This is a genomic window from Roseinatronobacter sp. NSM (assembly GCF_052379845.1).
Taxonomy (GTDB): Bacteria; Pseudomonadota; Alphaproteobacteria; order Rhodobacterales; family Rhodobacteraceae; genus Roseinatronobacter.
On sequence record NZ_JBQTCF010000014.1, the window covers coordinates 37055 to 59614 of the forward strand.

The window sequence follows — 22560 nt, forward strand, 5'->3', positions numbered from 1 at the left end:
CGACCATTTGACTGGACGTCGCGCGGGGGAATGTTTAGGTCTGGTGTCAGGCAACAGGACCATGCGACATGACCGAAAAAACCGCCCTGACCCTTTATCTGGCCGCCCCGCGCGGCTTTTGCGCAGGCGTGGACCGCGCAATCAAAATTGTGGAACTGGCGTTGGAAAAATACGGCGCGCCCGTCTATGTGCGCCATGAGATTGTGCATAACAAATATGTGGTGGACGGGTTGCGCGCCAAAGGCGCGGTTTTCGTCGAGGAGCTGGCAGATTGCCCCACTGACCGGCCGGTGATCTTTTCGGCGCATGGGGTGCCAAAATCCGTCCCCGAAGAAGCGCAGGCCCGCCAGATGCTGTATCTGGACGCAACCTGCCCGCTGGTCAGCAAAGTGCATATCGAAGCCGAACGCCACCACGCAAACGGGTTGCAAATGGTCATGATCGGCCATCAGGGCCACCCCGAAACCATTGGCACCATGGGCCAGTTGCCCGAAGGCGAAGTGCTGCTTGTCGAAACCGCCAAGGACGTGGCCCAATTGCAGGTGCGCGACGCGCAGAAGCTGGCCTTCATCACGCAAACCACGCTGTCGGTCGATGATACCGCGGAAATTGTGGCGGCATTGCAGGCGCGCTTCCCCGCCATCATTGGCCCGCACAAGGAAGATATCTGTTATGCGACCACGAACCGGCAAGAAGCTGTCAAGGCGATTGCCGGAAAGATTGATGCGCTTTTGGTGATTGGTGCGCCCAATTCGTCCAATTCGCAGCGCCTTGTCGAAGTGGGCCGCGCCAAGGGCTGCGCCTATGCGCAACTGGTGCAGCGCGCACATGACATTGACTGGCGCGCGCTGGCAGGGATTGGCGCGATTGGCATTACCGCTGGCGCTTCAGCCCCCGAAGCGCTGGTCAATGAAGTTATCGACGCCTTTGCCGCGCGGTTTGATGTAACGGTTGAACTGGTTGAAACTGCGAAAGAACGCGTAGAATTCAAAGTGCCGCGCGCATTGCGCGAAACAGCATGACGCGGGTGCCCCGTGCTGCGCTGTATCTTGGGCTTGCGGGGCTGGTGCCCTTCATCTGGGGTGTGGCAACGCTGATGCTGCCCCCCTTGGCGGAGGCAACTCGCGCCCTGATCGGTGCGCGCTTTGTCGGGCATGGGGTTCTGATAAACTATGGCGTGGTCATATTATGCTTCATGTCTGGCGTGCTTTGGGGGTTCGTCGCGCGCGGGCGTCCCAACAGTTGGGCGGGCTACGCGCTGTCGGTCGGCCCGGCACTTTGGGCATTCTTTTTCGTCGGGGGCAGTGTCACGCAATCGCTGAACGCACTTCTTACGGGGTTCGTGGTTCTGCTGGTCATCGATTTTCAGTTCAGCCTTTGGGGGCTGACACCGCGCTGGTGGATGACGCTGCGGGTGATGCTGACGACCGGCGTTGTGGCCTGTCTGGCCTTGGGCCTGTGGTTGGGCTAGGGTGCCGCACCAGCACCGTTTTCAGGAATTTGTGCCTATGATCCTTTATTCCATGCCCTCATCCGGCAACAGCTACAAGGTGCGTCTGCTGCTGGCCCTGTTAGGGCGGCGGGATGTGAGCCTGATCAATGTAGAAGCCCAATCCGACGCATTGACGCGCGCCCGACAAGACCACCGCCTGCCCTTTGGCAAGGCCCCCGCGCTGATGCTGGAGGATGGAACACTTTTGCCCGAATCCAACGCAATCCTGTGCTATCTGGGTGAAGGCAGCCAGTTTGTTCCCGCAGATCCCGTCGAACGCGCGCAAATGCTGGGCTGGATGTTCTGGGAACAAAACCAGCATGAAGGCGTCATTGCCGTGCGCGCGGCCTTGCGAACATACCCGCACCGGCGCGCACAGGCCACGCCCGACCACATGGCCGATCTTCTGGCGCGCGGCCATGACCTGCTGAAGGTCATGGAAACCCATCTGCTGCAGCACGACTGGCTGACAGGCACCGGCCCCACCTTGGCCGATATCTGCCTTTTCGCCTATACCCACAGCGCGGGCGACCGCGGCGGTTTCGACATGACGCGGTTTCCCGGCATTCGCGCATGGATTGACCGCATTGTGCGGCTTGACGGGTTCGAGGGGCTTGAAGGGTCGCGGGGGCAGTCATGACCACGCTTGTTGCCTATACGGACGGGGCGTGTTCCGGCAATCCCGGCCCGGGCGGTTGGGGGGTGTTGCTGCGCGCCTATCAAGGGGAAAAAATCCTGAAGGAACGCGAACTTTCAGGCGGTGAAGGGAACACAACCAATAACCGCATGGAACTGATGGCCGCAATCTCAGCCTTGGAAGTGTTGGAACGCCCCAGCACAGTCACCATCGTGACCGACAGCGCCTATGTCAAAAACGGCGTAACAACCTGGATTCATGGTTGGAAGCGCAATGGCTGGCGCACCGCTGACCGCAAACCTGTCAAGAATGCCGATTTATGGCAGCGTCTGGACGCGGCCCAGCACCGCCACACAGTGACATGGACCTGGGTCAAAGGGCATGCGGGCCATCCCGAAAACGAACGCGCCGATGAATTGGCCCGCGCGGGCATGGCGCCTTTCAAACCAACAAAAGCTACCTCATGACATTGATACAAGGGCTTGATTATACATCCGTATTCATATTCGGCCTGACCGGCGCACTGGCCGCCAGCCGCGCCCAGCTGGATATTGTGGGGTTCCTGTTTCTGGCCTGTCTGACGGCGGTGGGTGGCGGCACGCTGCGCGATGTGCTGCTAAACCGCGACCAGGTGTTCTGGATTGCCGACCCCGGAATGATCATGTCGGCCTGCGCTGCCGCCATTTTGGTATTTCTGACGGCCCATCTGCTGGAGTCGCGGCTGCGCACACTTGAATGGCTGGATGCGCTGGCGCTGGGTGTTGCGGTTCCTGCCGGTGTGGGCGTGGCCATGGGCATGGGGCAATCCTGGCCGATTGTGCTGATCATGGGGGTTGCCACGGGCACATTCGGCGGTTTGATGCGCGATGTGGTGTGTAATGAACTGCCGCTGGTGCTGAAGAAAGGCGAACTTTACGCCAGCGCCGCGCTTGTCGGGGCCTGCGCGGCATTGCTGGTGGCACAGTTCACCACTGAAAACATGGTCATTCTGCTGGCTTGCGGGATGACAACCATCGCCCTGCGCGCGGGCTCAATTCGCTTTGGCTGGTGCCTGCCTGTCTATAAAAGCCGCCCCCCGCGCCAGTAGGTCCAACCGTTGCTTCATCTTGCCAAAAATACTCAGCTTGAAGTGGGCTTCCCAGACATCTGATTATATTAATTTTTTCGCAAACACGTCCCGCGATCCGGCGGTTCCGCTTATATACACGCAAACTCAGCGCCCCTGAAACCGCTGCCATATCCACAACAGTGCCAGCGACCCCAGCAGCGCCAGAACAAACCCGCCGACCCAGCCAGCCGAACTTGCCAGAAAACGAAAGCCCAGTCCGCCGACAACTGCGCCAAGAACACCAATGACCATGGCCGTGGGCAAATCCGTGTTCATGCGCATCAATCGCGTGGCCAGCACCCCTGCCAGCGCCCCCAGAACAATCAGCGCGACAACGGGCATGTCAGGCGCCCTGTCCGGTGGCAAGTTGGGCAGCAATTTCAGCGCGCGACTGGCGGCCGCGTTCGGTGGCGGATTTCAGCTGTCCGCAGGCGGCCATGATATCCTCGCCGCGGGGGGTGCGAATGGGGCTGGCATAGCCCGCCTTGTGGACGATGTCGGAAAACGCCTCGATGCGCGCCCAGTCACTGCGTTGATAGGGGGCACCGGGCCATTCATTGAACGGGATCAGGTTGATCTTGGCAGGAATACCCGCGATCAGTTTGACCAGACGCCGCGCATCGGCATCCGAATCATTCACATCCTTCAACATGACATATTCAAATGTAATGCGTTCGGAATTGGACAGGCGCGGGTATTCGCGCAAAGCGTCCAATAATGTCTTGATATTCCAGCGTTTGTTTATGGGCACCAGTTTGTCGCGCACCTCATCTGTGGTGGCATGGAAACTGATTGCCAGCAAACAGCCGATTTCCTGCGCCGTGCGCGCAATTTCGGGCACAACGCCGGATGTGGACAAGGTGATGCGCCTGCGCGAGATCGACAGACCTTCGCCATCCATGACAATTTTCATGCCGTCGCGGACATTGTCGAAATTATAAAGCGGCTCTCCCATGCCCATAAGAACCACATTGCTGACAAGGCGCGTTTCATCCTTCGGCGCGCCGGGTTCGGGCCATTCCCCCAGATCATCACGCGCGACCAGAACCTGGCCCACAATTTCCGCAGCCGTCAGGTTGCGCACCAGTTTCTGGGTGCCGGTATGGCAGAAGGAACATGTCAGCGTGCAGCCAACTTGCGAAGAAATACAAAGGGTTCCACGGCTTTCTTCAGGTATGTAAACCGCTTCCACCTCGTGCCCGCCAGCGATACGCAGCAAATATTTGCGCGTGCCGTCATCGGATATCTGGCGCGTTACAATTTCGGGGCGCGTGATTTCAAAATGCTCGGCCAGTTGCGCGCGATAGGCTTTGGCCAGATTGGTCATCACAGCGAAATCCTGCACGCCCCAATGATAGATCCATTGCCATATCTGCCCCACACGCATTTTCGCCTGCCGTTCGGGCGTGCCAGTGGCCACCAATGCATCGGCCATTTGCGCACGCGTCATGCCCACAAGGTTGCGCTTCCCCCCTTCGGGCAGGCGGCGTGGAAGTGTCATGACATCCTGCGTGATCGGGGCTGTGATGGCCATTTGCGGTATCCTTGGAAACAAGCTTTGGTCACATATAACAAGACCGCCCGGAATTTACAGCCCGGGCGGTCACATTCGGGTAAAATGCGGGATCACTCAGCGCATTGACGCTGCGCTTCTTCGGTTGCGGCGGTGAAGCCGAACAGCGAAAATGTGTCGCGCGTGTTGGTCCCGCGCGACGAACGCGCCCGCACCACAGCGTCTGTGCCCGCGCGCATGGCCGCGAAAATGCGCTGGTCTTCTTCCGGTGACCCGGCCCAGGCCCATTCCCCTTCTACGAAAAGCTGGAATTCATTGGTGCCGATCGTCACATCAACAGTTGAATCCGGCGCGAACGGGTAGCCCCCGGTAAAGGACACCTGCGGGGTGCCGCTGCCCCCACGATAGGTTGCAAACAGCAATATATCACCGCGCCGCACCTCGACGGGTTGGCCGCCGCGGGTGTTCAGGGTTTCGCGCGGGGCGGACACGGCCCAGCACTCCTTTGGTTCTTCTTCCACGAACACGCTCCAGGCCGTATCAGCGGCAACGCGGTTGGTGGATTCCTGCGCGAATGCGTTATTCGCGAACCCGCCCGCACACATCATCGCCACACATGCGAGTGTCGTTCCGTTCAGCCGTATCGACGCCATCTGCTTTCTTGCCTCCACTTGGTCCGGGCTTTAGACTGGTATTTGCGCGTCGCGGGTGCGCAAGGCCCTAGCGCCTTTTATCGCCAAGGGTCAGGAATTTCAAAGCCCTCATCGTAAAAAATCGCGCAGGCGTGAATGCGTTTTGCGTCCGAATCATGGAATTGAGCGACAAAATGCCGAAATCCAACAAGATACATGACAATGCAGTGCCGCTGATCGAACTTTGGCGCGGGGATCTGCTGGAAAGCGTGCATCTTGGGCATGCTGTCGTGATGCGCGCCAGTGGCGAGATTGTCGAAAGCTGGGGCCAGCCTGATGTGCTGATCTATCCAAGGTCCAGTTGCAAAATGGTGCAGGCCCTGCCGCTTCTGGAAACCGGGGCCGGGCGCGACCTGACCGCGGCGCAACTGGCGCTGTGCTGCGCGTCACATCAAGGGGCGAGGATCCATGTTCAAGGTGTGGCGCGCTGGTTGTCCGATCTGGGGCTTTCGGAACCTGACCTGCGCTGCGGCATCCAACAAGCCGAAGATATTGAAGAACGCAACCGCCTGATTGTCGCGCAGGAAAGCGCCTGCCAGATGCACAATAACTGTTCGGGCAAGCATGCGGGGTTTCTGACACTGAACCGCCATCTGGGCGGGCATAGCGAATATGTGGACATGGACCACCCTGTGCAACGCGCCGTGCGGCAGGCATTTGAGGAGGTGACTGGCATGACCTCGCCGCACTATGGCATAGACGGGTGTTCTGCCCCGAATTTCGCCACCAGCCTGCAAGGGCTGGCGCTGGCCATGGCGCGATTTGCGGGCGCGTCCGACAGTGGCGACGCGCGTGCCCGCGCCATGGTTGCGCTGCGCAACGCCATGATGGCACACCCTGACCTTGTGGCAGGCGAAACGCGTGCCTGCACCGAATTGATGCGCGCCATGGGCGGCAAGGGCGCTGTCAAAACCGGGGCCGAGGCCGTTTTCGTGGCCATCCTGCCCGAAGCGGGGCTGGGCATCGCGTTGAAAATTGTTGATGGCGGAACGCGCGCGGCAGAAGCTGCCATAACTGCGCTGTTGCTGCGCTACGGGGTGCTGGATCGCGGCCATCCGGTGGTCGCGCGCTACCTTGGCGACATGCGCAACCGGCGGGAACTGGTGGTGGGGCAGACGCGCTGCGCACCCGGTTTTTGCGCACATCCGCTCGGATGACCCGTCAATTGCGCTGCAGCGCGGCACAACGCTTTGCGCAGGTGTTGTAAATGCGCTATCCCACGTGGCAGACATTTCATGAAAAGGACCAGCACAGGATGTTCAAATTTCTTTTTGGGAAATCCGCCAAGGAACCAGAGGTGATTATTCGTGAAACACAACGCGAGACGGTGGAACGTGCGCTAAAGGAAATGAATGACATTCTGACCGCACTAAGCCCCCGCGCGGCGGTGACGGTCGATATGCAGCACGGCACAGTTTCAATTCAGTTGCCCGAACAAATGCCCGACGAGGCCAAGGCCCTGCCCGCCCCTGCCCCCGCGTCAGATGACACGGCCCAAATCCCACAGGGCGACACGCCCGCCCTTGACACTGACGCGCCGCGCGCGCCCACGCAATAAGGCCCCTGGGACACCCCGCCGCCAATTCCTCCCGCGCCGGGTGTCCAGTCTTTTGGTGTTAAGGGCCGGCAGACGGGATGCAATGCTTGCACGGTGGCAAACACTGTCGTAGCGTCCCGTCAGCAATTCACACAAAGGACGGATATCATGGCCGAGTCATCCCCGCGTTTCGACACATTGCAAATTCACGCAGGGGCACGGCCGGACCCGGCCACTGGCGCGCGTCAGGTGCCCATCTATCAATCAACCGCGTTCGTGTTCCGCGATGCAGACCATGCGGCGGCATTGTTCAACCTGCAAGAAGTCGGCTATATCTATTCCCGCCTGACGAACCCGACTGTTTCAGCCCTGCAAGAACGCATGGCCACATTGGAAGGGGGGGCTGGCGCTGTCTGTGTCTCCTCGGGGCATTCGGCGCAGTTGCTGGCGCTGTTTGCGCTGATGGGACCGGGGTTGAACATTGTGGCGTCCAACCGTCTGTATGGGGGCACAGTCACCCAATTCAGCCAGACGATACGCCGCTTCGGCTGGTCGGCCACCTTCGTGGATTTCGATGATCTGGACGCGCTGGATGCGGCGATTGACGAAAACACGCGCGCGGTATTTTGCGAATCCATCGCCAATCCGGGCGGGTATATCACCGATCTGGACGCAGTGTCGGCCATTACGGACCGGCACGGGATTCCGCTGATCGTTGATAACACCACCGCGACCCCCTATCTGTGCCGCCCCATTGAACACGGGGCCACGCTGGTGGTGCATTCAATGACCAAATACCTGACCGGCAATGGCACTGTTACTGGCGGCTGCGTGATTGATTCGGGGAAATTCGACTGGTCGGCCAATGACAAGTTCCCGTCCCTGTCCCAGCCCGAACCTGCCTATCACGGGTTGAAATTCCACGAAACCTTCGGGCCGCTGGCCTATACGTTCCATTCCACGGCCGTGGGCCTTCGGGACCTTGGCATGACGCTGAACCCGCAGGCGGCGCATTACACACTGATGGGCATCGAAACGCTGTCGTTGCGGATGGAGCGCCACTGTGAAAACGCGCTGAAAGTCGCACAATGGCTGGAAGCCGACCCGCGTGTGGCCCATGTCACCTATGCGGGCCTGCCATCCTCGCCCTATCATGGGCGCATGGCCCGGATTTGCCCCAAGGGGGCGTCGTCGCTGTTCACCTTCGCGTTGAAGGACGGGTATGAAGCCTGCGTCAAGGTGATCGACAGTGTGGATCTGTTCAGCCATGTCGCCAATCTGGGGGACACGCGGTCGCTGATCATCCATTCGGCCTCCACCACGCACCGGCAATTGTCACCTGCGCAACAGATTGCGGCAGGGGCTGCGCCCGATGTCATTCGTCTGTCGATCGGGCTGGAAGATCCCGCTGATCTGATTGCCGATCTGGATCAGGCAATGACCAAGGCCTGTTCGGCATAACGCGCGACAAACCAGCCTTCTGGTAGCGACCTTTCGGGGCGGAACACCCCAATCCGAAAGGTCGCGGCCTGCGCCTGATCACCATTATGGCAAAAGGACAAAGCCTGCTTGCCGTTGCAGGGCACAGACGCTAGCTAAACTGGAAGTGTCATATCGGGGACCTTGGCGATTTTTCGCTTTAGCGCGAACAGATCGTGGAAATGGGACTCCCTTCAAACCTGATGGATGTGCTAAAGCCGCAACATGAAAACGAATTTCGCTCTTGGCATTACGCAGTCCGGTGTCACCTTGTGGCAGCGGGGTGAACGTGGTTGGTTACGCGTCGGTGCGGTTGCACTGGATCACCCGGATATGGACACCGCTGTGGCGGATCTTGTGAAAACCGCGAAATCGCTGGTTTCCGACACCGTGCTGACCCAGCTTGTCATTCCAGAAGATCAGGTGCTTTACACCCGGATCACGGCCCCCGGTCCGGGTGTGGATGCGCAGCGCAGCCAGATTCGCAAAGCCCTTGAAGGGCGCACGCCGTTTCCAGTGGAAGAACTGGATTTCGACTGGACAGGCGCAGGGCCGGATGTGGATGTGGCTGTTGTCGCCCGCGAAACCCTGATCGAAGCCGAAGATTTCGCCAAGAAGCACGGGTTGAACCCTGCCTGTTTTGTGGCGGCCCCTGTCGGGGGGGCGTTCAACCACGCCCCGTTCTTCGGTCACAGCCGTATTTTACGCGCCCTTCTGGGCGACCCCGCCACACTGACCCGCGACCGGGAAATCCTGCGCGAAACGGGCGCTGTGCCCCCCCCCGCCCCGGTTGCGCAGCCCGCAAAACCGGCCAAAGCTGACGCGCCCGCGCCCAATGTGCCCGCCGACAGTGCCAGCGCGGCCAGCCAGTCCCCAAAACCCGCTCAGGCACCGCAAGACGCGGTAGCGCCGCGCAAAACCGCCAAGCCGGATGTGACCCCCACCCCCGCCCCCGTGGCAACGCCAAAAGCCAAAACAGACACCAAAACCCGCCAAGACACGCTTATTGACGCAGAACCAAAATCCACCAAAACCGCCACGGTCGGGCCTGCCATGTCCCCCATCGCGGATGTGCCTGTTCCTACGGCCCCTGTCGCGCCCAAAAACGGGCCAGAGCAGGTGTCCATCGGGTTCAAAAGCCGCCGCACCCCCCCGCCGCTTCAGGATGCAATAAACGCCGCCCCCCCCGCCGCCCCCCTCGCTACAAAGGACGCCAAAACGCTAAGCGCGCAAAAGCAAAAGCTGGCGGAACTGGGACTTGCCGCGCGCAGCGCGCCTGCCGCCGTCACAAACAGGCTTGGCGAAGGGTTCCGCAGCAAATATGCCAGCGCCAATGCGCGCATTTCCGAAAGCATGGGGCAATTACGCGCGCGGCTGCAATCAGCAACCAAAAAAACGCCGCCATCCCCTGTGCCGGATGCCGCTGCCTTGCGCGCCGACACCCCGAACACTGGCGCAACCCCACCAGCTGGCGCGGTTGCGCCCGCCCGCGGTGCGGCCCAACCGACAACCACGCGGGCGGCAAGCCCCGCCAAGGCGCCCAAACCCGCAACGCCAAAGGATGAAACGCCCCCCACCGCAGCGCCCGCCGCCAAGACCGCGCTGGCCGGGGCGATTGCATGGCCCAAAGCCGCAGACAACGCCGCACCCGCGCGAAAAACCCCGCTGGAAACGCTGCGTAGCCTTGGCCAGAACGCCGCCGCTGGCACCGCGAAAAGCACAGACCCCGAAGCGGAACGGCTGACGGTTTTCGGGGCGCGCGGGAATTCCGCAGGCCCGGGTCAGGTGTCATCCGGACAGGGCACATGGGCGCTGATTGGCGGTGGTGTGCTGATGATTGCGGTGGCAGCCGGAATATACGCGTTTTACTTCGCCCGTCCTTCCCCCTTGGACGCGCCTGTGACGCTGGCCCCCCCCCCCGAAGCCGCCTTGGACACGCCTGAAACATTATCCGATGACCTGATCACCACCGATGCTGATGACATCGAAGCTGCGCTTGGCCTTGAGGATGTGGCGCAACGCGGTCCGGCTGCCGACACGTCCGTGATGAATGAAGGTGCCCCAACCGAAAGCCCGGGTGACACCGCCGTTGACGCCGATCAGGGCAGCGCCCCCACCCCGGAGCGCGAGCAAGGCCGCATTGCCGGGCTGCGGTCGCCTGCGTTGATCATGCCGCAGGACCTTTCGCCCTTGCCTGAACGTCCTGCAACGCCCGACCCGTTCGGCACAGTGCCCCTGCCGCCCTTGCGCAGCGAACTGGCGCAGAGCGACGCCCCGGCACCCGTTCAGGGTGATCCTGCCACCAATGACGGCGCCCAAAGCGCCTTGCCCACGGGCGAGGATGCGCTGGAAATTGACGTCACCCAAGGGCGTCCCGGCACGGCCCCACCCGAAAAACCCGTGCGGTTCACCTTGCCGGAACCCCCCGCGCAGGCCCCGGCGGACGCCCCTGACCCCGACGCAAATACCGCGGACATGCCTGCCCGCCAAAGTTCTGCCGCCGCAAGCACCTTCGCACCATCCCCCGATATTGTCCCGCCCAACGCCCGCCCCGATGAACGTGACCTGCAAATTGGCGTCACGCCCGGCAGACCGCCCGTTGTGCCCCCTGCGCGCCCCGAAGGCTTGGCCCCACAAAGCGATCAATCGCAAGATCAGGGACTGCCTGCCGAGGGGCAGACCCAACAGGCGGCAGCCCCCGCCGCATCTGCTGGCGGGCTTGCCCTGACGGCCCTGCGCCCTGCAAGCCGCCCCAGTGACCTGACGGCGCGTGCGGGCCGAACGCAGGACGCTGCGGCAGCGCAAATTCAGAACACCACGCCACAGGCTGTTGCCGCATCCTTGCGCCCCTCAGACCGGCCCAGCAAATTCGCCTCTACGGTGCAGCGCGCGCTAAGTGCATCGACTGCGGCTGCGCCAGCATCCACAGCAGGCAGTGGCGCGCAGCGACAAGACCCCGTGCAAACGGCAAGCGCTGCGGCAATGCCGCGCATTCCCACATCAACCTCTGTATCGCGCGAAGCGACGCAGGCGCGCGCCATCAACCTGCGGCAAGTCAACCTGATTGGTGTCATGGGCACCGCATCAAACCGGCGCGCGCTGGTGCGGCTGTCCAATGGACGTGTCATGACCGTGCGCGTGGGCGAAAGCCTTGATGGCGGACAGGTCACGGCGATTGGTGAAACCGAATTGCGCTATAACCGGCGGGGTCGTGATGTTGTGTTGCGCATTGCATCCTGACCCGGCCCGCGTGATAACAACCCCCAACAGCGTCCTGCGCGCGATTGCGCCTGAACACAGGAAAGAATGATGTCCGAAAAGCAGGTTTCGCCCGCCATCAAGCTGGTGTTGGAATTTGGCCCGGTTTTTGCGTTTTTTGTGGGGTATATTGCCACACGCGGGCAAAGCTACATGATTGGCGGCACGGAATATGACGCCTTCATCCTGATGACTGCCGCCTTCATTCCGGTGATGGGAATTGCCACATTCGCCTTATGGAAGCTGTCGGGCCGCCTAAGCCGGTTGCAGCTTGTAACGCTGGTCATGGTGGTGGTGTTTGGCGGGCTGACGGTCTGGCTGAATGATGAGCGTTTCTTCAAGATGAAACCCACCGCCGTGTATTCCATATTCGCCATTCTACTGGGCATTGGTCTGGCGCGGGGCCAAAGCTGGCTGCAACTGGTCATGGAAGGGGCGCTGCCGCTGACGCATGACGGCTGGATTGTGTTGACCAAACGTCTGGCCATCATGTTTGCCGCGATGGCCCTGGCCAATGAACTGGTCTGGCGCAGCATGTCCACAGATGCGTGGGTCAATTTCCGCACCTTCGTTCTGCCGTTCGCGCTGTTTGTGTTTTTCATGGCGCAAGCAAAACTGTTTGAACGCTACAAGCCCGCGCCCGACAAATAGCCTGCAGGAGCGCCCCTGCAGGCCCGACCAAGGGGTGGCCGGGCCGCAGGTCTACAGATCAGTCACGCTTGCCGAACAGAACCTTCTGCGCATCGCGGTCTTTTTGCAGGTTGGCACGGTGTTCTTCGCCAAGTGCGCGGCCCTTCACAACAGCAGGGCGGGTTCCGACAGCATCCAGCCAGCGGGCCAGATGGGGCTTGTCCGACAGGTCTTGTTCCTGACCTTCCCACAGCGTGGCCCATGGCCAGATCGCCATATCCGCGATGGAATAATAGCTGCCCGCGACATAGGCGTTTTCGGCCAGTTGCCGGTCCAGCACCCCATACAGGCGCGTCACTTCATTGCGGTAGCGGTCCTTGGCATAGGGCAAATCCTGCGCCGGTTCCAGCGCGGGCGCGTATTTCAGGAAATGATGCGCCTGCCCGGCCATTGGCCCCACGCCGCCCATTTGCCACATCAGCCATTGGTCCACGGCCACGCGGTCGCGTTCGCTATCGCCGTAAAACTGGCCGGTTTTGCGCGCCAGATACTGCAAAATCGCGCCCGATTCAAAGATTGAGATCGGTGCGCCATCCGGCCCGTCAGGGTCCACAATCGCAGGCATGCGGTTATTGGGCGCGATTTTCAGGAAATCCGGCTTGAACTGGTCGCCCGCGCCAATATTGACGAAATGGACATCATAGGGCAGGCCCATTTCTTCCAAGGCGATGGAAATCTTCCAGCCATTGGGGGTGGGCCAATAATGCAAATCGATGCTCATGTATGCTCCTGTCATAAGTCATTGCTGCACAAGCTAAGCATTTCACGCCAAATGCCAAGCGCCAAACGTGAAAAAGGGGGCGCGCACGCCCCCCTTCATTTTCGCACAGATCACGCAGTGGTCAGCCAGCGGCCATAACCGCGCGGCGGGTCATCACACCCACCAGATGCGCGCGATAGTCAGGGCTGCCGTGCAAATCGGCAATCATGTCATCTGCGGGGCAGGACAGGCCCGACACCGCATCAGGTGTGAAGCTGGACGACAGCGCCGCTTCCGCTTCGGCCCAGCGGAACACCCCGTTCTCAGACGCACCCGTTACGGCGACGCGCACGCCCGACGCATATTTCGCCACAAACACCCCCGTCAGCGCGAAGCGCGACGCCGGTTGCAGGAATTTCGCATAGGCCGAGGCTTGCGGGATGGGAAAGCGCACAGCAGTGATGATTTCGCCTTCTTCAAGGGCGGTGGTGAACATGCCCTGAAAATAGTCATCCGCCGCAATTTCGCGGGTGTTGGTGATGATGGTTGCCCCCGTTCCCAAAGCCGCCGCCGGATAACACGCTGACGGGTCATTATTGGCCAGACTGCCGCCGATGGTGCCCCGGTTGCGCACAGCCGGGTCGCCAATCTGGCCCGCCAGCGCCGCCAGGCCCGGAAAATCCGCCGCCGCCTGTTCGGCGACAGTCGCATGTGTGGTGGCCGCGCCGATGGTCAGGCTGTCGCCATCGCGCGCCACCCCCTTCAGTTCGGCAATCCCCGTCAGGCTGACCAGTGTTTCGGGCGCGTTCAACCGGGCCTTCATGGACGGAATCAGCGTTTGCCCCCCCGACAGGGGTTGTGCGTCTTCATTGGCCAGCGCGGCAACCGCTTCGGCCACACTCGACGGTTTGACCAGTTCGAAATTATACATGGCTTATGCTCCCTTAGCCGTTGATCGCTGCCCAGACGCGCGCGGGCGTCAGCGGCATGTCAATATGGGTGACATGGGTATGGCCTGCGCGGTGCAGGGCATCAATGGCTGCATTGACCACCGCAGGCGGTGAGCCGATGGCGCCCGCTTCGCCGCACCCTTTTACGCCCAGCGGGTTATGCGTGCACGGTGTGATGCAACTATGGTCCACAGTGAAGCCCCGCACATCATCGGCGCGCGGCATGGCGTAATCCATGAAACTGCCCGACAGCAATTGCCCCTGATCGTCATAGGCGCAGTTTTCCATAAGCGCCTGTCCAATCCCTTGGGCCAATCCGCCATGCACCTGCCCTTCAACAATCATCGGGTTGACGATATTGCCGAAATCATCTGCGGCAATGAAACGCAGGATGTCGATTTTGCCAGTTTCGGGGTCCAGCTCGATCTCGCACCCGTAAGCGCCCGACGGATAGGTGAAGTTCGACGGGTCGTAGAACGCCGTTTCCTCCAGCCCCGGTTCCAGATCTTCCAGCGGGTAGTTATGGGGCACATAGGCCGCCAGTGTCACGCCTGACCAATCCACCGATTTGTCGGTGCCCGCCACGCTGAACTTGCCGTCCTTCAGCTCGATATCCTCCGGCGCGGCTTCCAGCAGATGGGCAGCGATCTTCTTGGCCTTGTCGATAATCTTGTTCGTGGCTTTCACAATGGCCGACCCGCCCACCGCAAGGCTGCGCGACCCGTAAGTGCCCATGCCCATGGGGGTGTTGGACGTGTCGCCGTGGTGAATTTCAATGCTGGTCGCATCAATCCCGATCATGTCCGCCACCACTTGCGCGAAGCTGGTTTCATGCCCCTGCCCGTGGCTGTGGCTGCCAGTATAAACGCTGATGGACCCGGTGGCATTCACCCGCACGGACGCCGATTCATAAAGCCCCGCCCGTGCGCCCAACTGGCCCACAAGGTTGGACGGTGCAATGCCGCAGGCTTCGATATAATGCGCAATGCCAAAGCCGCGCAGCTTGCCGCGTGCTTTGCTGTCTTCCGCGCGTTTGTCGAAATTGGCGTAATCCGACAATTCCAGCATCTTATCCATCGTGGCATCATAATTGCCCGTGTCATAGACCACCGCAACCGGCGTCTGATACGGGAACTGGTCAGGCTTGATGAAGTTCTTGCGCCGCAACTCAATCGGGTCCACGCCCAGTTCGCGCGCGGCCTTGTCGACCAGCCGTTCAATCTGGAAGGTGGCTTCGGGCCGCCCTGCCCCGCGATAGGCATCAACCGGCACAGTATTGGTGAACACTGCCTTGACGTTGACGTAAATCAGCGGGGTTTTGTAGTTCCCCGCCATCAGCGTGCCATGCAGCCATGTGGGAATGGACGGCGCGAAAGTGGACAGATACGCGCCCATATTCGCATAAGTTTCGGTGCGCAGCGCGGTAAAATTATGGTCCGCATCCAGCGCCAGTTCAATCTTCGTCTTGTGGTCGCGGCCATGCGCATCAGAAATAAACGCTTCAGACCGCGAGGATGTCCATTTGACGGGCCGCTTCAGCACCTTTGCCGCATAGGTGCAAAATGCTTCTTCGGCATAGTGATAGATTTTCGAGCCAAAACCCCCGCCCACATCAGGGGCCACCACGCGCAGCTTGTGTTCGGGAATGTTCAGCACGAATGCGCCCATCAGCAGCCGGATGACATGCGGGTTCTGGCTGGTGGTATACAGCGTATGGCTGTCATTCCACGGGTCATAATCGCCCACAGCCACGCGCGGTTCCATCGGGTTGGCAACAAGGCGGTTATTCGTCAATTCCAGCGACACAACATGCGCGGCACTTTCAAACGCCGCATTCACCGCGTCCTTGTTTTCCTCAACAAAGCCCCAGTCATAGCACAGGTTGCTGGTCAGTTCGTCATGAACCTTGGGCGCACCTTCGGCCAGCGCGGCTTTCATGTCGACCACGGGTTCCAGCGTTTCGATGTCAAGCTCGATGGCCTCGGCCGCATCGCGGGCCTGTTCATAGGTTTCGGCCACCACAGCCGCAATCGGGTCGCCCACATGGCGCACCTTGCCTTCGGCCAGAATGGGGTGTTTGGGTTCCTGCATCACCTGCCCGAAACGGTCCGTCACCTGCCAGCCGCAGGGAATGCCGCCCGCGCTTTCGAAATCAGCAGCGGTAAACACCCGCAGCACACCGTCCATCCCTTCGGCGGCGCTGGTGTCAATGCCCCTGATGCGCCCATGCGCCACATCTGATCGCAGGAAATGCACGAAGCTTTGCCCACGCAGGTTGATGTCATCCGTATATTTGCCGTTCCCGGTCAGAAACCGCACATCCTCGCGCCGTTTTGTGCTGGCGCCAATGCCGTCATCTTTGGGCATTTCTTCCTCCTCAAGAAATCTGGTGGCGGCGCATGCGTGACATGCACCAAATGGGTTTATTCGGCAGCAAGCGCGCCCGCATCCTGCCCCGATGCGGCCATCACAGCGCGCACAATGTTCTGATAGCCGGTGCAGCGGCAAATATTGCCTTCCAGATAGTGGCGCACTTCTTCTTCGGTGGGGGTGGGGTTGTCGGCCAGCAGGGCGGCTGTGGACATGACCATGCCGGGCGTGCAGAACCCGCATTGCAGCCCGTGATAATCCTGAAACGCCTGCTGGATCTTGCCCAGACTGCCGTCAGGGTTGGTCATCCCTTCAACTGTTGTCACCGCTGCCCCGTCCAGATCAGCGGCAAACGCGGTACAGGATTTCACGGCCTTGCCGTCCACCAACACCACACAGGCCCCGCATTGGCTGGTATCACAGCCCACATGCGTGCCCGTCAGGCCCAGCAAATCGCGCAGATAGCTGGACAGCAATGTGCGCCCTTCGGTATCTGCGGACATTTGCCGGCCGTTCACTGTCATTGTTACCTTGGTCATCTGGCTCCTCCCATTCGTAGCTGAGCGTAGTTAAACACGAATTATTCCCGTTGGCATATGCCACCTTAGGCTTAGTCTGGTGCAGCGTTTTCGCCATGGCGGCGCGGGCGCGGGCGGGTGGGAATTTCCTTAAGCAAACCGCCGACCCCCATGCCCATGATGTCGGCCGCACTGACATCAAGCCCGCACACAACCCGTTCCAAAACCCAATCGGCCCCGTTCAGGGCAGGGCTTTTCGCGCAACCCGGCAGGCCGATGACCGCGCGCGCCCCCAGCTGCCCGATAAACAACAGATTGCCCGGATCAACCGGCATGCCGAAATGCACCACCTGCCCGCCCGCACGGCGCAGCGCTTCGGGGGCGGTGTCGTGCAGGTCCGATGTTGCTGATCCTGTCAGGATCAGCACAATGTCGGCTTTTGCCTGTGCGATGGCCTGCGCAAGCGCGTCAATCCTGTGGGGCACCATCCCGCCATCATGCAATGCAACCCCCAGCCTGTCCAGCCGCGCCGCCGTGACCGCAAGCCCCTTCTTGCCATCCGCCGCAGGGTCCACCCATGTCTGAATCAGACTGGCCGAGGCCAGAACCGGTGCCGCCACGCGCAACGCGCCCTGCCCCGCCACACAAGCCGCCCCCACCGCCGCGCGCGCCACGCCATAAGCAATGATTTTCACCGTGGCGACCATGCCGCCGGGATCAAGGCGCGTGAAATCATGCAGGGTCGCGCAGGTGACGGCAGGGTCAACAGCATTCAGCGCGTCAATCTGCGGCCCCGCCACGCGCAGCACACCCGCGCCCGCAGCCACAATATTGACCCGCCCTGTGCCCACAGGTTTCAGCACCAACCCCGCCGCAACTGGATCTGGCACAAGTGCGCACGCAACCGCAAGCGCTGCCGCATCTTCATCCAGATCATCCGCATCAAGGCGCGCAACCGTTACAGTGTCCAGCCCCGCCGCCAGCAACAGGGCAATTTCATCATCGCCAAGGCAGGTGCCCTTGCGCAAACGCCCCTGTCCATGGGTTAGCGAATGCGCCAGAATGGCCCCTTTCGCCAGAGAGACCGGAACCGGGCCGAATTTCATGCGCGCGCGCCCCGCAGCGCCTGTGTGATCTGCGCCAGCGTTGCCACCGCGATTTCCGCAGGCGTTCTGGCCCCGATATTCAAGCCCACGGGCGCGTGAATGCGCGCCAGTTGCGCATCCTCCAGCCCTGCCGCGCGCAGACGCTCCAGCCGCTTGGCATGGGTGCGCGTTGACCCCAGACAGCCCAGATAAAACACATCTGATTGTAGCGCGGCAATGATGGCGGGGTCATCCAGTTTGGAATCATGCGTCAACGTGACAACCGCACTGCGCGCATCCAGCCCAAGGGTGGCCAGCGCCTCATCAGGCCAGTCGTGGTTTATGGTTTCGCCCGGAAACCGCGCTTGCGCGCCAAACGCTTCGCGCGGGTCCACCAGCACGGGATCATAGCCCGCCAGCCGCGCCATGGGCAAAAGCGCCTGCGCGATATGCACGGCGCCTATGACAATCAGGCGCAGCGGCGGATTGTGCAGCGTCACCAACTGCCCGGCATTATTCAGGCCCGAGCGGTCCGCGCGAAATTGCGCGGCAAGCTTACTGTCATTGGGGCCTGCCAGCCAGCGTGCCCATGTCGTCAGATCGGTGACGCAGGCGACTGCTCGGCGCGCAGCGCGGGCGGCCACAATATCGGCCAGCATGAATGGCGACAGCGCGGGCGCGGCATCTGCAACAGGTTCCACCAGAATGCGAATCGTGCCGCCACAGGCCAACCCCACTTCAAACGCAGTGTCGTCGCTGACACCGAATTCCAGAACGCGCGGGGTGCCATCGCGCAACGCGTCCAGCGCGTCCATCACCACTGCCCCTTCGACACAGCCGCCCGACACGGACCCCATGATTTCGCCATCCCCCGAAATGGCAAGCTGGCTGCCCGCCTGACGCGGCGCAGACCCCCATGTTTCAATCACAGTGGCAAGCGCGGCACCGCGCCCGTCCTTATGCCAGCCAAGGGCGATTTCGGGAATCTGGTCGTGGCGATAGGTCATGATCTTGGCCTTGCTTGCTGCGATGTTGCCATACCATTGCACCGACTGCGCCGCTTGGCAAATCCGACCTTTGGCATAGCAGGCACATTCGGTTCACCTAGCTTTATGCAGGGGCGCAGTTTGCGCCTACTCGACTCCGGGCGCGAAATACGCACAATGCCGCCATGGCAAGGTTAAGCACACACCCCTTTCTGACAAGTCCCGGCGCACAGCGCTTCGCCCATCGTGGTGGCGCATTGGAGGGCGAGGAAAACACCCTTCCCGCGTTTCGTCATGCTGTGTCGCTTGGCTATACGCATGTCGAACTGGATGTGCATGCCACCCGCGACGGGGTGGTGGTGATTCACCATGACGACACCTTGCAGCGTCTGTGCGGTGACACCCGCGCCATCGCCGCCATGGACTGGGCAGACTTGCAGACCATCCGCACCCATGGAGGCGCGCCCATCCCGCGCCTTGAACACCTGCTTGAGGAGTTTCCCCACCTTTTCATTGCGATAGAGGCCAAATCGCAAAACGTGATTGCCCCGCTGGCGCAGATCATAACTGATATGAACGCGCTGGACCGCATCTGCATCGGGGCCTTCGACCCTGCACGCACCCGGCAGGCGCGCGCGTTGCTTGGCCCCAACCTGCTGTGGTCGCCCGCGCATGGACAGGTTGCGCGGCTATGGGCGGCAGGATGGGGGCTGCCGCTGCCGCTGGATGATTTCGCAGTTGTGCAAGTGCCGCAACGCTGGCGGGGCATTCCACTGGTGACGCCGCGTTTCCTGCGCGCCGCCCATCAGCGTGGAATACATGTGCAGGTCTGGACGGTGAATGACACTGCAGACATGCAAACGCTGCTGGATTGGGGCGTGGACGGGCTGATGACGGACCGGCCCACAGTGCTGAAGGATGTCTTGGCGCAGCGGCACACGCCCTGATCTCAGGACACGACCCCGTTGACAACCAGCACCATGACAGCGGCATAAAACAGAAATGACGCCGCCAGCACAAACACATGCCAGATCGCATAATGGAACATCAGCCGTGTGGACAGGTAGAACCCCACCCCCAACGTATAGACCACCCCGCCCGCAATGATCAGAACAACCGTGGCCATGGGCAGGCTGGCCAACATTTGCGGCAGAATCAAAACCCCGACCCAGCCCATGCCCAGATACAGCGCCAGCGCCGCCCAGCGAAACCGTTCAGGGGACACGCATTTCAAAACCACCCCGCAACACGCTGCGCCCCAAAGCCCGGCCATTAACCAAAGCCCTTGCCCCGGTATCAGCGTAAAAGGCGTATAAGTGCCCGCAATCTTGATATAAATCGCTGAATGGTCCAGTCGGCGGAACAGCCAGTTCAGCCCCGCTTTCGGGGTCAGGTTATACAAGGCTGACGCCCCGATCATGGCAAGAAACGCCAGACCGTAAATCAGCACTGCCCAGAATGCGCGCGGATTTTCAGTGTCCTGCGCCATCATCAGCGCAACGCCAATAATCAGCGGAACCGCCACAAGCGCCCCTGTCACACCAATAACATGCACCACCGCATCCATGCGGTGTTCTGCGCGCGAATAGTCATCACTTTTACGAAGCAGCATGTTGTGCCCGGAAACTGTTATCTTGCCCATCATACAGGGCCTTGACGGGACACAAAGCACAATTCACATCACGACCAGATGACCTTGGGGCACAATGCGCTGTCATATGTCTTGATTTCCGCGCCATTCCCGCCTAGCCCCGCAGAATGTTCGAAGGAAAGGTTGCCGATGACTGTTCACCTATACGCCCATGACCTGCCCGATGGTCTGACGCTTGGCCCGGTCGTGGCCATCGATTGCGAATCAATGGGGTTGAACCCGCATCGTGACCGGCTGTGTGTGGTGCAATTGTCAGATGGGAACGGGCATGCGCATCTGGTGCAGGTTGCGCGCGACATTCAGCCAGCGCCCAACCTGACACGGGTGTTGACAGACCCTGATACGCTGAAACTGTTTCATTTCGGGCGCTTTGACATTGCGCTGTTGCGCCACAGCTACGGGGTGACCACGGCCCCGGTCTATTGCACCAAGATCGCGTCCAAACTGGTGCGCACCTATACCGACCGCCACGGGTTGAAAAACCTGCTGACCGAATTGTTGGGGGTGGATATTTCCAAACAACAGCAAAGTTCCGACTGGGGCGCGCCGCGGCTTAGTCAGGCACAACAGGATTATGCGGCGTCAGATGTCTTGTATCTGCACCGTTTGCGCGATGTGCTTGATGGCATGCTGGAACGCGAAGGCCGCACCGATCTGGCGCAACGGTGTTTCGACTTCCTGCCAACGCGGGCGGAACTGGACCTGACAGGTTGGCCAGAAACAGACATTTTTTCGCATTAGGGGTGTTCGGGAATGTCGCGCCCCCCAAGAAGCTGGCGCTCCGCGCTGTCGCTTGCAATGCGTCTGGTGCTGCCCTTTGGGGCGTTGGTTTTGCTGTCCACCATCTTTTTGGCCTCGCGCAGTGTTGATCCCAGTCAGGCGGTTGCGCTGGCCAATCTGGATATTGACGAGTTGACACGCGAACCCCGCATAGGGACCGCGCGTTTTGCCACCGTGACGTCGGACAATACAGCCATTGCCATCATGGCGCGCACAGTGCGCTCGCCTGCGAACCCGCAGCCGGATGACCCTGTTGAACTGATGCTGGAATACCCCGAAGGCACGGCGCTGTTCGGGGCTGGTGGGGACATTACCTTTGGGGCGGAAACCGGCCATCTTGACCAGATGGCGAATATGCTGACCATGACGGGCACAGTGCGCCTGACAGATGCCAGCGGCTATGTGGTCACAATGGAGGTGCTGCAAACCCGTCTGGACAGGTCCAGACTGGACGGCACCGGCGGTGTTTCAGGCCATGGACCAGCGGGCGAAATTTCGTCGCAATCCTTGACGATTACACCACTGGGGGGCGCCGAAAACGGATATCTGCTTGATTTCATCGGTGATGTCAGGCTTCTATACACCCCAACAGAATGAAGGAGCAAGCAGAGTGCACACGCGCAACAGCATGGCTTTCGCCTTGGGGCTTGGACTTGTGGTCCTTGCCCCCCTGCAGGTTCTGGCGCAGGGCACAGGGCTGAATTTTTCAGGGCTGCAAAATGTGCGCGGTCTGCCGGTCGAAATCAGGGCCGACAACCTTCAGGTCAACAACCAGACGGGCGAAACGGTGTTCTCGGGCAATGCGGTTCTGGGCCAAGGGGACATGCGGCTGGCCGCGCCTGAAATCATAATCATCTATGCCGCCGCCGGGGATGGCACGATTGAACGGCTGGAAGCATCGGGCGGGGTCACATTGGTCACCGCCGATGAAGCCGCCGAAGCGCAGACCGCCATTTATGACGTTGCCGCCGCCACTGTGCGCATGCGCGGGGCGGTGTTGCTAACGCAAGGGCAGAATGTGCTGTCCGGGGACAGCCTGTTTGTGGATCTGCGCACGGAACAGGGCCGGATGGAAGGGGGTGTGCGCACCCTGATCCAGACCAACCCCTGACGC

24 protein-coding genes are annotated in these 22560 nt (G+C 60.9%); 14 read left to right on the forward strand and 10 right to left on the reverse strand.

The features are described from left to right. Window positions 1-68 precede the first annotated feature (68 nt). Genes ispH through ACTZWY_RS09440 form a run of 5 tightly spaced genes read left to right on the forward strand, consistent with a single transcriptional unit; the run spans window position 69 to window position 3216 of the window. A complete protein-coding gene (gene ispH, locus ACTZWY_RS09420) occupies window positions 69-1022 on the forward strand; it encodes a 4-hydroxy-3-methylbut-2-enyl diphosphate reductase (RefSeq protein ID WP_444790448.1) in 954 nt (317 codons plus the stop codon). Then, window positions 1019-1471, forward strand: a complete 453-nt coding sequence (locus ACTZWY_RS09425) for a DUF3429 domain-containing protein (RefSeq protein WP_444790449.1) — start codon at window positions 1019-1021, stop codon at window positions 1469-1471. The genes ispH and ACTZWY_RS09425 overlap by 4 nt, the downstream gene beginning before the upstream one ends. 37 nt (window positions 1472-1508) lie before the next feature. Then, entirely contained in the window at window positions 1509-2132 is a 624-nt protein-coding gene (locus ACTZWY_RS09430) for a glutathione S-transferase family protein (protein ID WP_444790450.1), read from the forward strand. Then, a complete protein-coding gene (gene rnhA, locus ACTZWY_RS09435; RefSeq protein WP_444790451.1) occupies window positions 2129-2596 on the forward strand; it encodes a ribonuclease HI in 468 nt (155 codons plus the stop codon). Before ACTZWY_RS09430 ends, rnhA begins: the two co-directional genes overlap by 4 nt. Continuing rightward, window positions 2593-3216, forward strand: coding sequence for a trimeric intracellular cation channel family protein (locus ACTZWY_RS09440; protein WP_444790452.1), 624 nt, complete (start codon window positions 2593-2595; stop codon window positions 3214-3216). The genes rnhA and ACTZWY_RS09440 overlap by 4 nt, the downstream gene beginning before the upstream one ends. Window positions 3217-3342: 126 nt before the next feature. On the opposite strand, the gene ACTZWY_RS09445 is transcribed toward ACTZWY_RS09440, so the two are convergent. The 3 genes from ACTZWY_RS09445 to ACTZWY_RS09455 form a co-directional block, all read right to left on the reverse strand. Continuing rightward, entirely contained in the window at window positions 3343-3579 is a 237-nt protein-coding gene (locus ACTZWY_RS09445) for a GlsB/YeaQ/YmgE family stress response membrane protein (protein ID WP_444790453.1), read from the reverse strand. 1 nt (window position 3580) lies between these two features. Next, window positions 3581-4771, reverse strand: a complete 1191-nt coding sequence (gene rlmN, locus ACTZWY_RS09450; RefSeq protein ID WP_444790454.1) for a 23S rRNA (adenine(2503)-C(2))-methyltransferase RlmN — start codon at window positions 4769-4771, stop codon at window positions 3581-3583. A gap of 92 nt (window positions 4772-4863) precedes the next feature. Further along, window positions 4864-5403, reverse strand: a complete 540-nt coding sequence (locus tag ACTZWY_RS09455) for an invasion associated locus B family protein (protein ID WP_444790455.1) — start codon at window positions 5401-5403, stop codon at window positions 4864-4866. Window positions 5404-5576: 173 nt separating this feature from the next. On the opposite strand from ACTZWY_RS09455, the gene ACTZWY_RS09460 reads away from it, so the two are divergent. From ACTZWY_RS09460 to ACTZWY_RS09480, 5 genes are all read left to right on the forward strand, one after another. After that, window positions 5577-6599, forward strand: coding sequence for an asparaginase (locus ACTZWY_RS09460; RefSeq protein ID WP_444790456.1), 1023 nt, complete (start codon window positions 5577-5579; stop codon window positions 6597-6599). Between the two features lie 98 nt (window positions 6600-6697). After that, window positions 6698-7000: a hypothetical protein gene (locus tag ACTZWY_RS09465; protein ID WP_444790457.1), complete on the forward strand. Its 303-nt coding sequence runs from the start codon at window positions 6698-6700 to the stop codon at window positions 6998-7000. Between the two features lie 147 nt (window positions 7001-7147). Next, on the forward strand, window positions 7148-8440 hold the full coding sequence (locus tag ACTZWY_RS09470; protein WP_444790458.1) for an O-acetylhomoserine aminocarboxypropyltransferase/cysteine synthase family protein: 1293 nt from the start codon (window positions 7148-7150) through the stop codon (window positions 8438-8440). A gap of 243 nt (window positions 8441-8683) precedes the next feature. Further along, window positions 8684-11698 (forward strand): hypothetical protein, encoded by a 3015-nt coding sequence (locus tag ACTZWY_RS09475; protein WP_444790459.1) that lies wholly within the window; start codon window positions 8684-8686, stop codon window positions 11696-11698. Window positions 11699-11767: 69 nt separating this feature from the next. Then, window positions 11768-12367 carry an inner membrane-spanning protein YciB gene (locus ACTZWY_RS09480; RefSeq protein WP_444790460.1) on the forward strand — a complete coding sequence of 200 codons (600 nt, stop codon included), beginning with the start codon at window positions 11768-11770 and terminating at the stop codon, window positions 12365-12367. A 58-nt stretch (window positions 12368-12425) separates the two neighbouring features. Here the strand turns inward: ACTZWY_RS09480 and ACTZWY_RS09485 are convergent, their stop codons facing one another. From ACTZWY_RS09485 to ACTZWY_RS09510, 6 genes are all read right to left on the reverse strand, one after another. After that, window positions 12426-13127 (reverse strand): glutathione S-transferase N-terminal domain-containing protein, encoded by a 702-nt coding sequence (locus ACTZWY_RS09485; RefSeq protein ID WP_444790461.1) that lies wholly within the window; start codon window positions 13125-13127, stop codon window positions 12426-12428. Window positions 13128-13248: 121 nt separating this feature from the next. Beyond that, window positions 13249-14037: an FAD binding domain-containing protein gene (locus ACTZWY_RS09490; RefSeq protein ID WP_444790462.1), complete on the reverse strand. Its 789-nt coding sequence runs from the start codon at window positions 14035-14037 to the stop codon at window positions 13249-13251. Between the two features lie 13 nt (window positions 14038-14050). Further along, window positions 14051-16423 (reverse strand): xanthine dehydrogenase family protein molybdopterin-binding subunit, encoded by a 2373-nt coding sequence (locus ACTZWY_RS09495; protein ID WP_444790463.1) that lies wholly within the window; start codon window positions 16421-16423, stop codon window positions 14051-14053. A gap of 56 nt (window positions 16424-16479) precedes the next feature. Next, window positions 16480-16965 (reverse strand): (2Fe-2S)-binding protein, encoded by a 486-nt coding sequence (locus tag ACTZWY_RS09500; protein ID WP_444790464.1) that lies wholly within the window; start codon window positions 16963-16965, stop codon window positions 16480-16482. Between the two features lie 71 nt (window positions 16966-17036). Beyond that, the gene (locus tag ACTZWY_RS09505; RefSeq protein WP_444790465.1) at window positions 17037-18050 is read right to left on the reverse strand and encodes a molybdopterin-binding protein; all 1014 of its coding nucleotides are present in this window, start codon (window positions 18048-18050) and stop codon (window positions 17037-17039) included. Further along, window positions 18047-19036, reverse strand: coding sequence for an XdhC family protein (locus ACTZWY_RS09510; protein ID WP_444790466.1), 990 nt, complete (start codon window positions 19034-19036; stop codon window positions 18047-18049). The genes ACTZWY_RS09505 and ACTZWY_RS09510 overlap by 4 nt, the downstream gene beginning before the upstream one ends. A 164-nt stretch (window positions 19037-19200) precedes the next feature. Between ACTZWY_RS09510 and ACTZWY_RS09515 the strand changes: the two genes are divergently transcribed. Further along, the gene (locus ACTZWY_RS09515; protein ID WP_444790467.1) at window positions 19201-19962 is read left to right on the forward strand and encodes a glycerophosphodiester phosphodiesterase; all 762 of its coding nucleotides are present in this window, start codon (window positions 19201-19203) and stop codon (window positions 19960-19962) included. A 2-nt stretch (window positions 19963-19964) separates the two neighbouring features. Here ACTZWY_RS09515 and trhA read toward each other — a convergent pair whose 3' ends face one another. Further along, on the reverse strand, window positions 19965-20627 hold the full coding sequence (gene trhA / locus ACTZWY_RS09520; protein WP_444790468.1) for a PAQR family membrane homeostasis protein TrhA: 663 nt from the start codon (window positions 20625-20627) through the stop codon (window positions 19965-19967). A 168-nt stretch (window positions 20628-20795) separates the two neighbouring features. On the opposite strand from trhA, the gene ACTZWY_RS09525 reads away from it, so the two are divergent. From ACTZWY_RS09525 to ACTZWY_RS09535, 3 genes are read left to right on the forward strand one after another with little or no spacing between them, the layout of a single operon-like run. Continuing rightward, window positions 20796-21407 (forward strand): ribonuclease D, encoded by a 612-nt coding sequence (locus tag ACTZWY_RS09525; protein WP_444790469.1) that lies wholly within the window; start codon window positions 20796-20798, stop codon window positions 21405-21407. Window positions 21408-21419: 12 nt separating this feature from the next. Next, window positions 21420-22043: a hypothetical protein gene (locus ACTZWY_RS09530; RefSeq protein ID WP_444790470.1), complete on the forward strand. Its 624-nt coding sequence runs from the start codon at window positions 21420-21422 to the stop codon at window positions 22041-22043. A 13-nt stretch (window positions 22044-22056) separates the two neighbouring features. Beyond that, window positions 22057-22557: an LptA/OstA family protein gene (locus tag ACTZWY_RS09535; RefSeq protein ID WP_444790471.1), complete on the forward strand. Its 501-nt coding sequence runs from the start codon at window positions 22057-22059 to the stop codon at window positions 22555-22557. Window positions 22558-22560 lie beyond the last annotated feature (3 nt).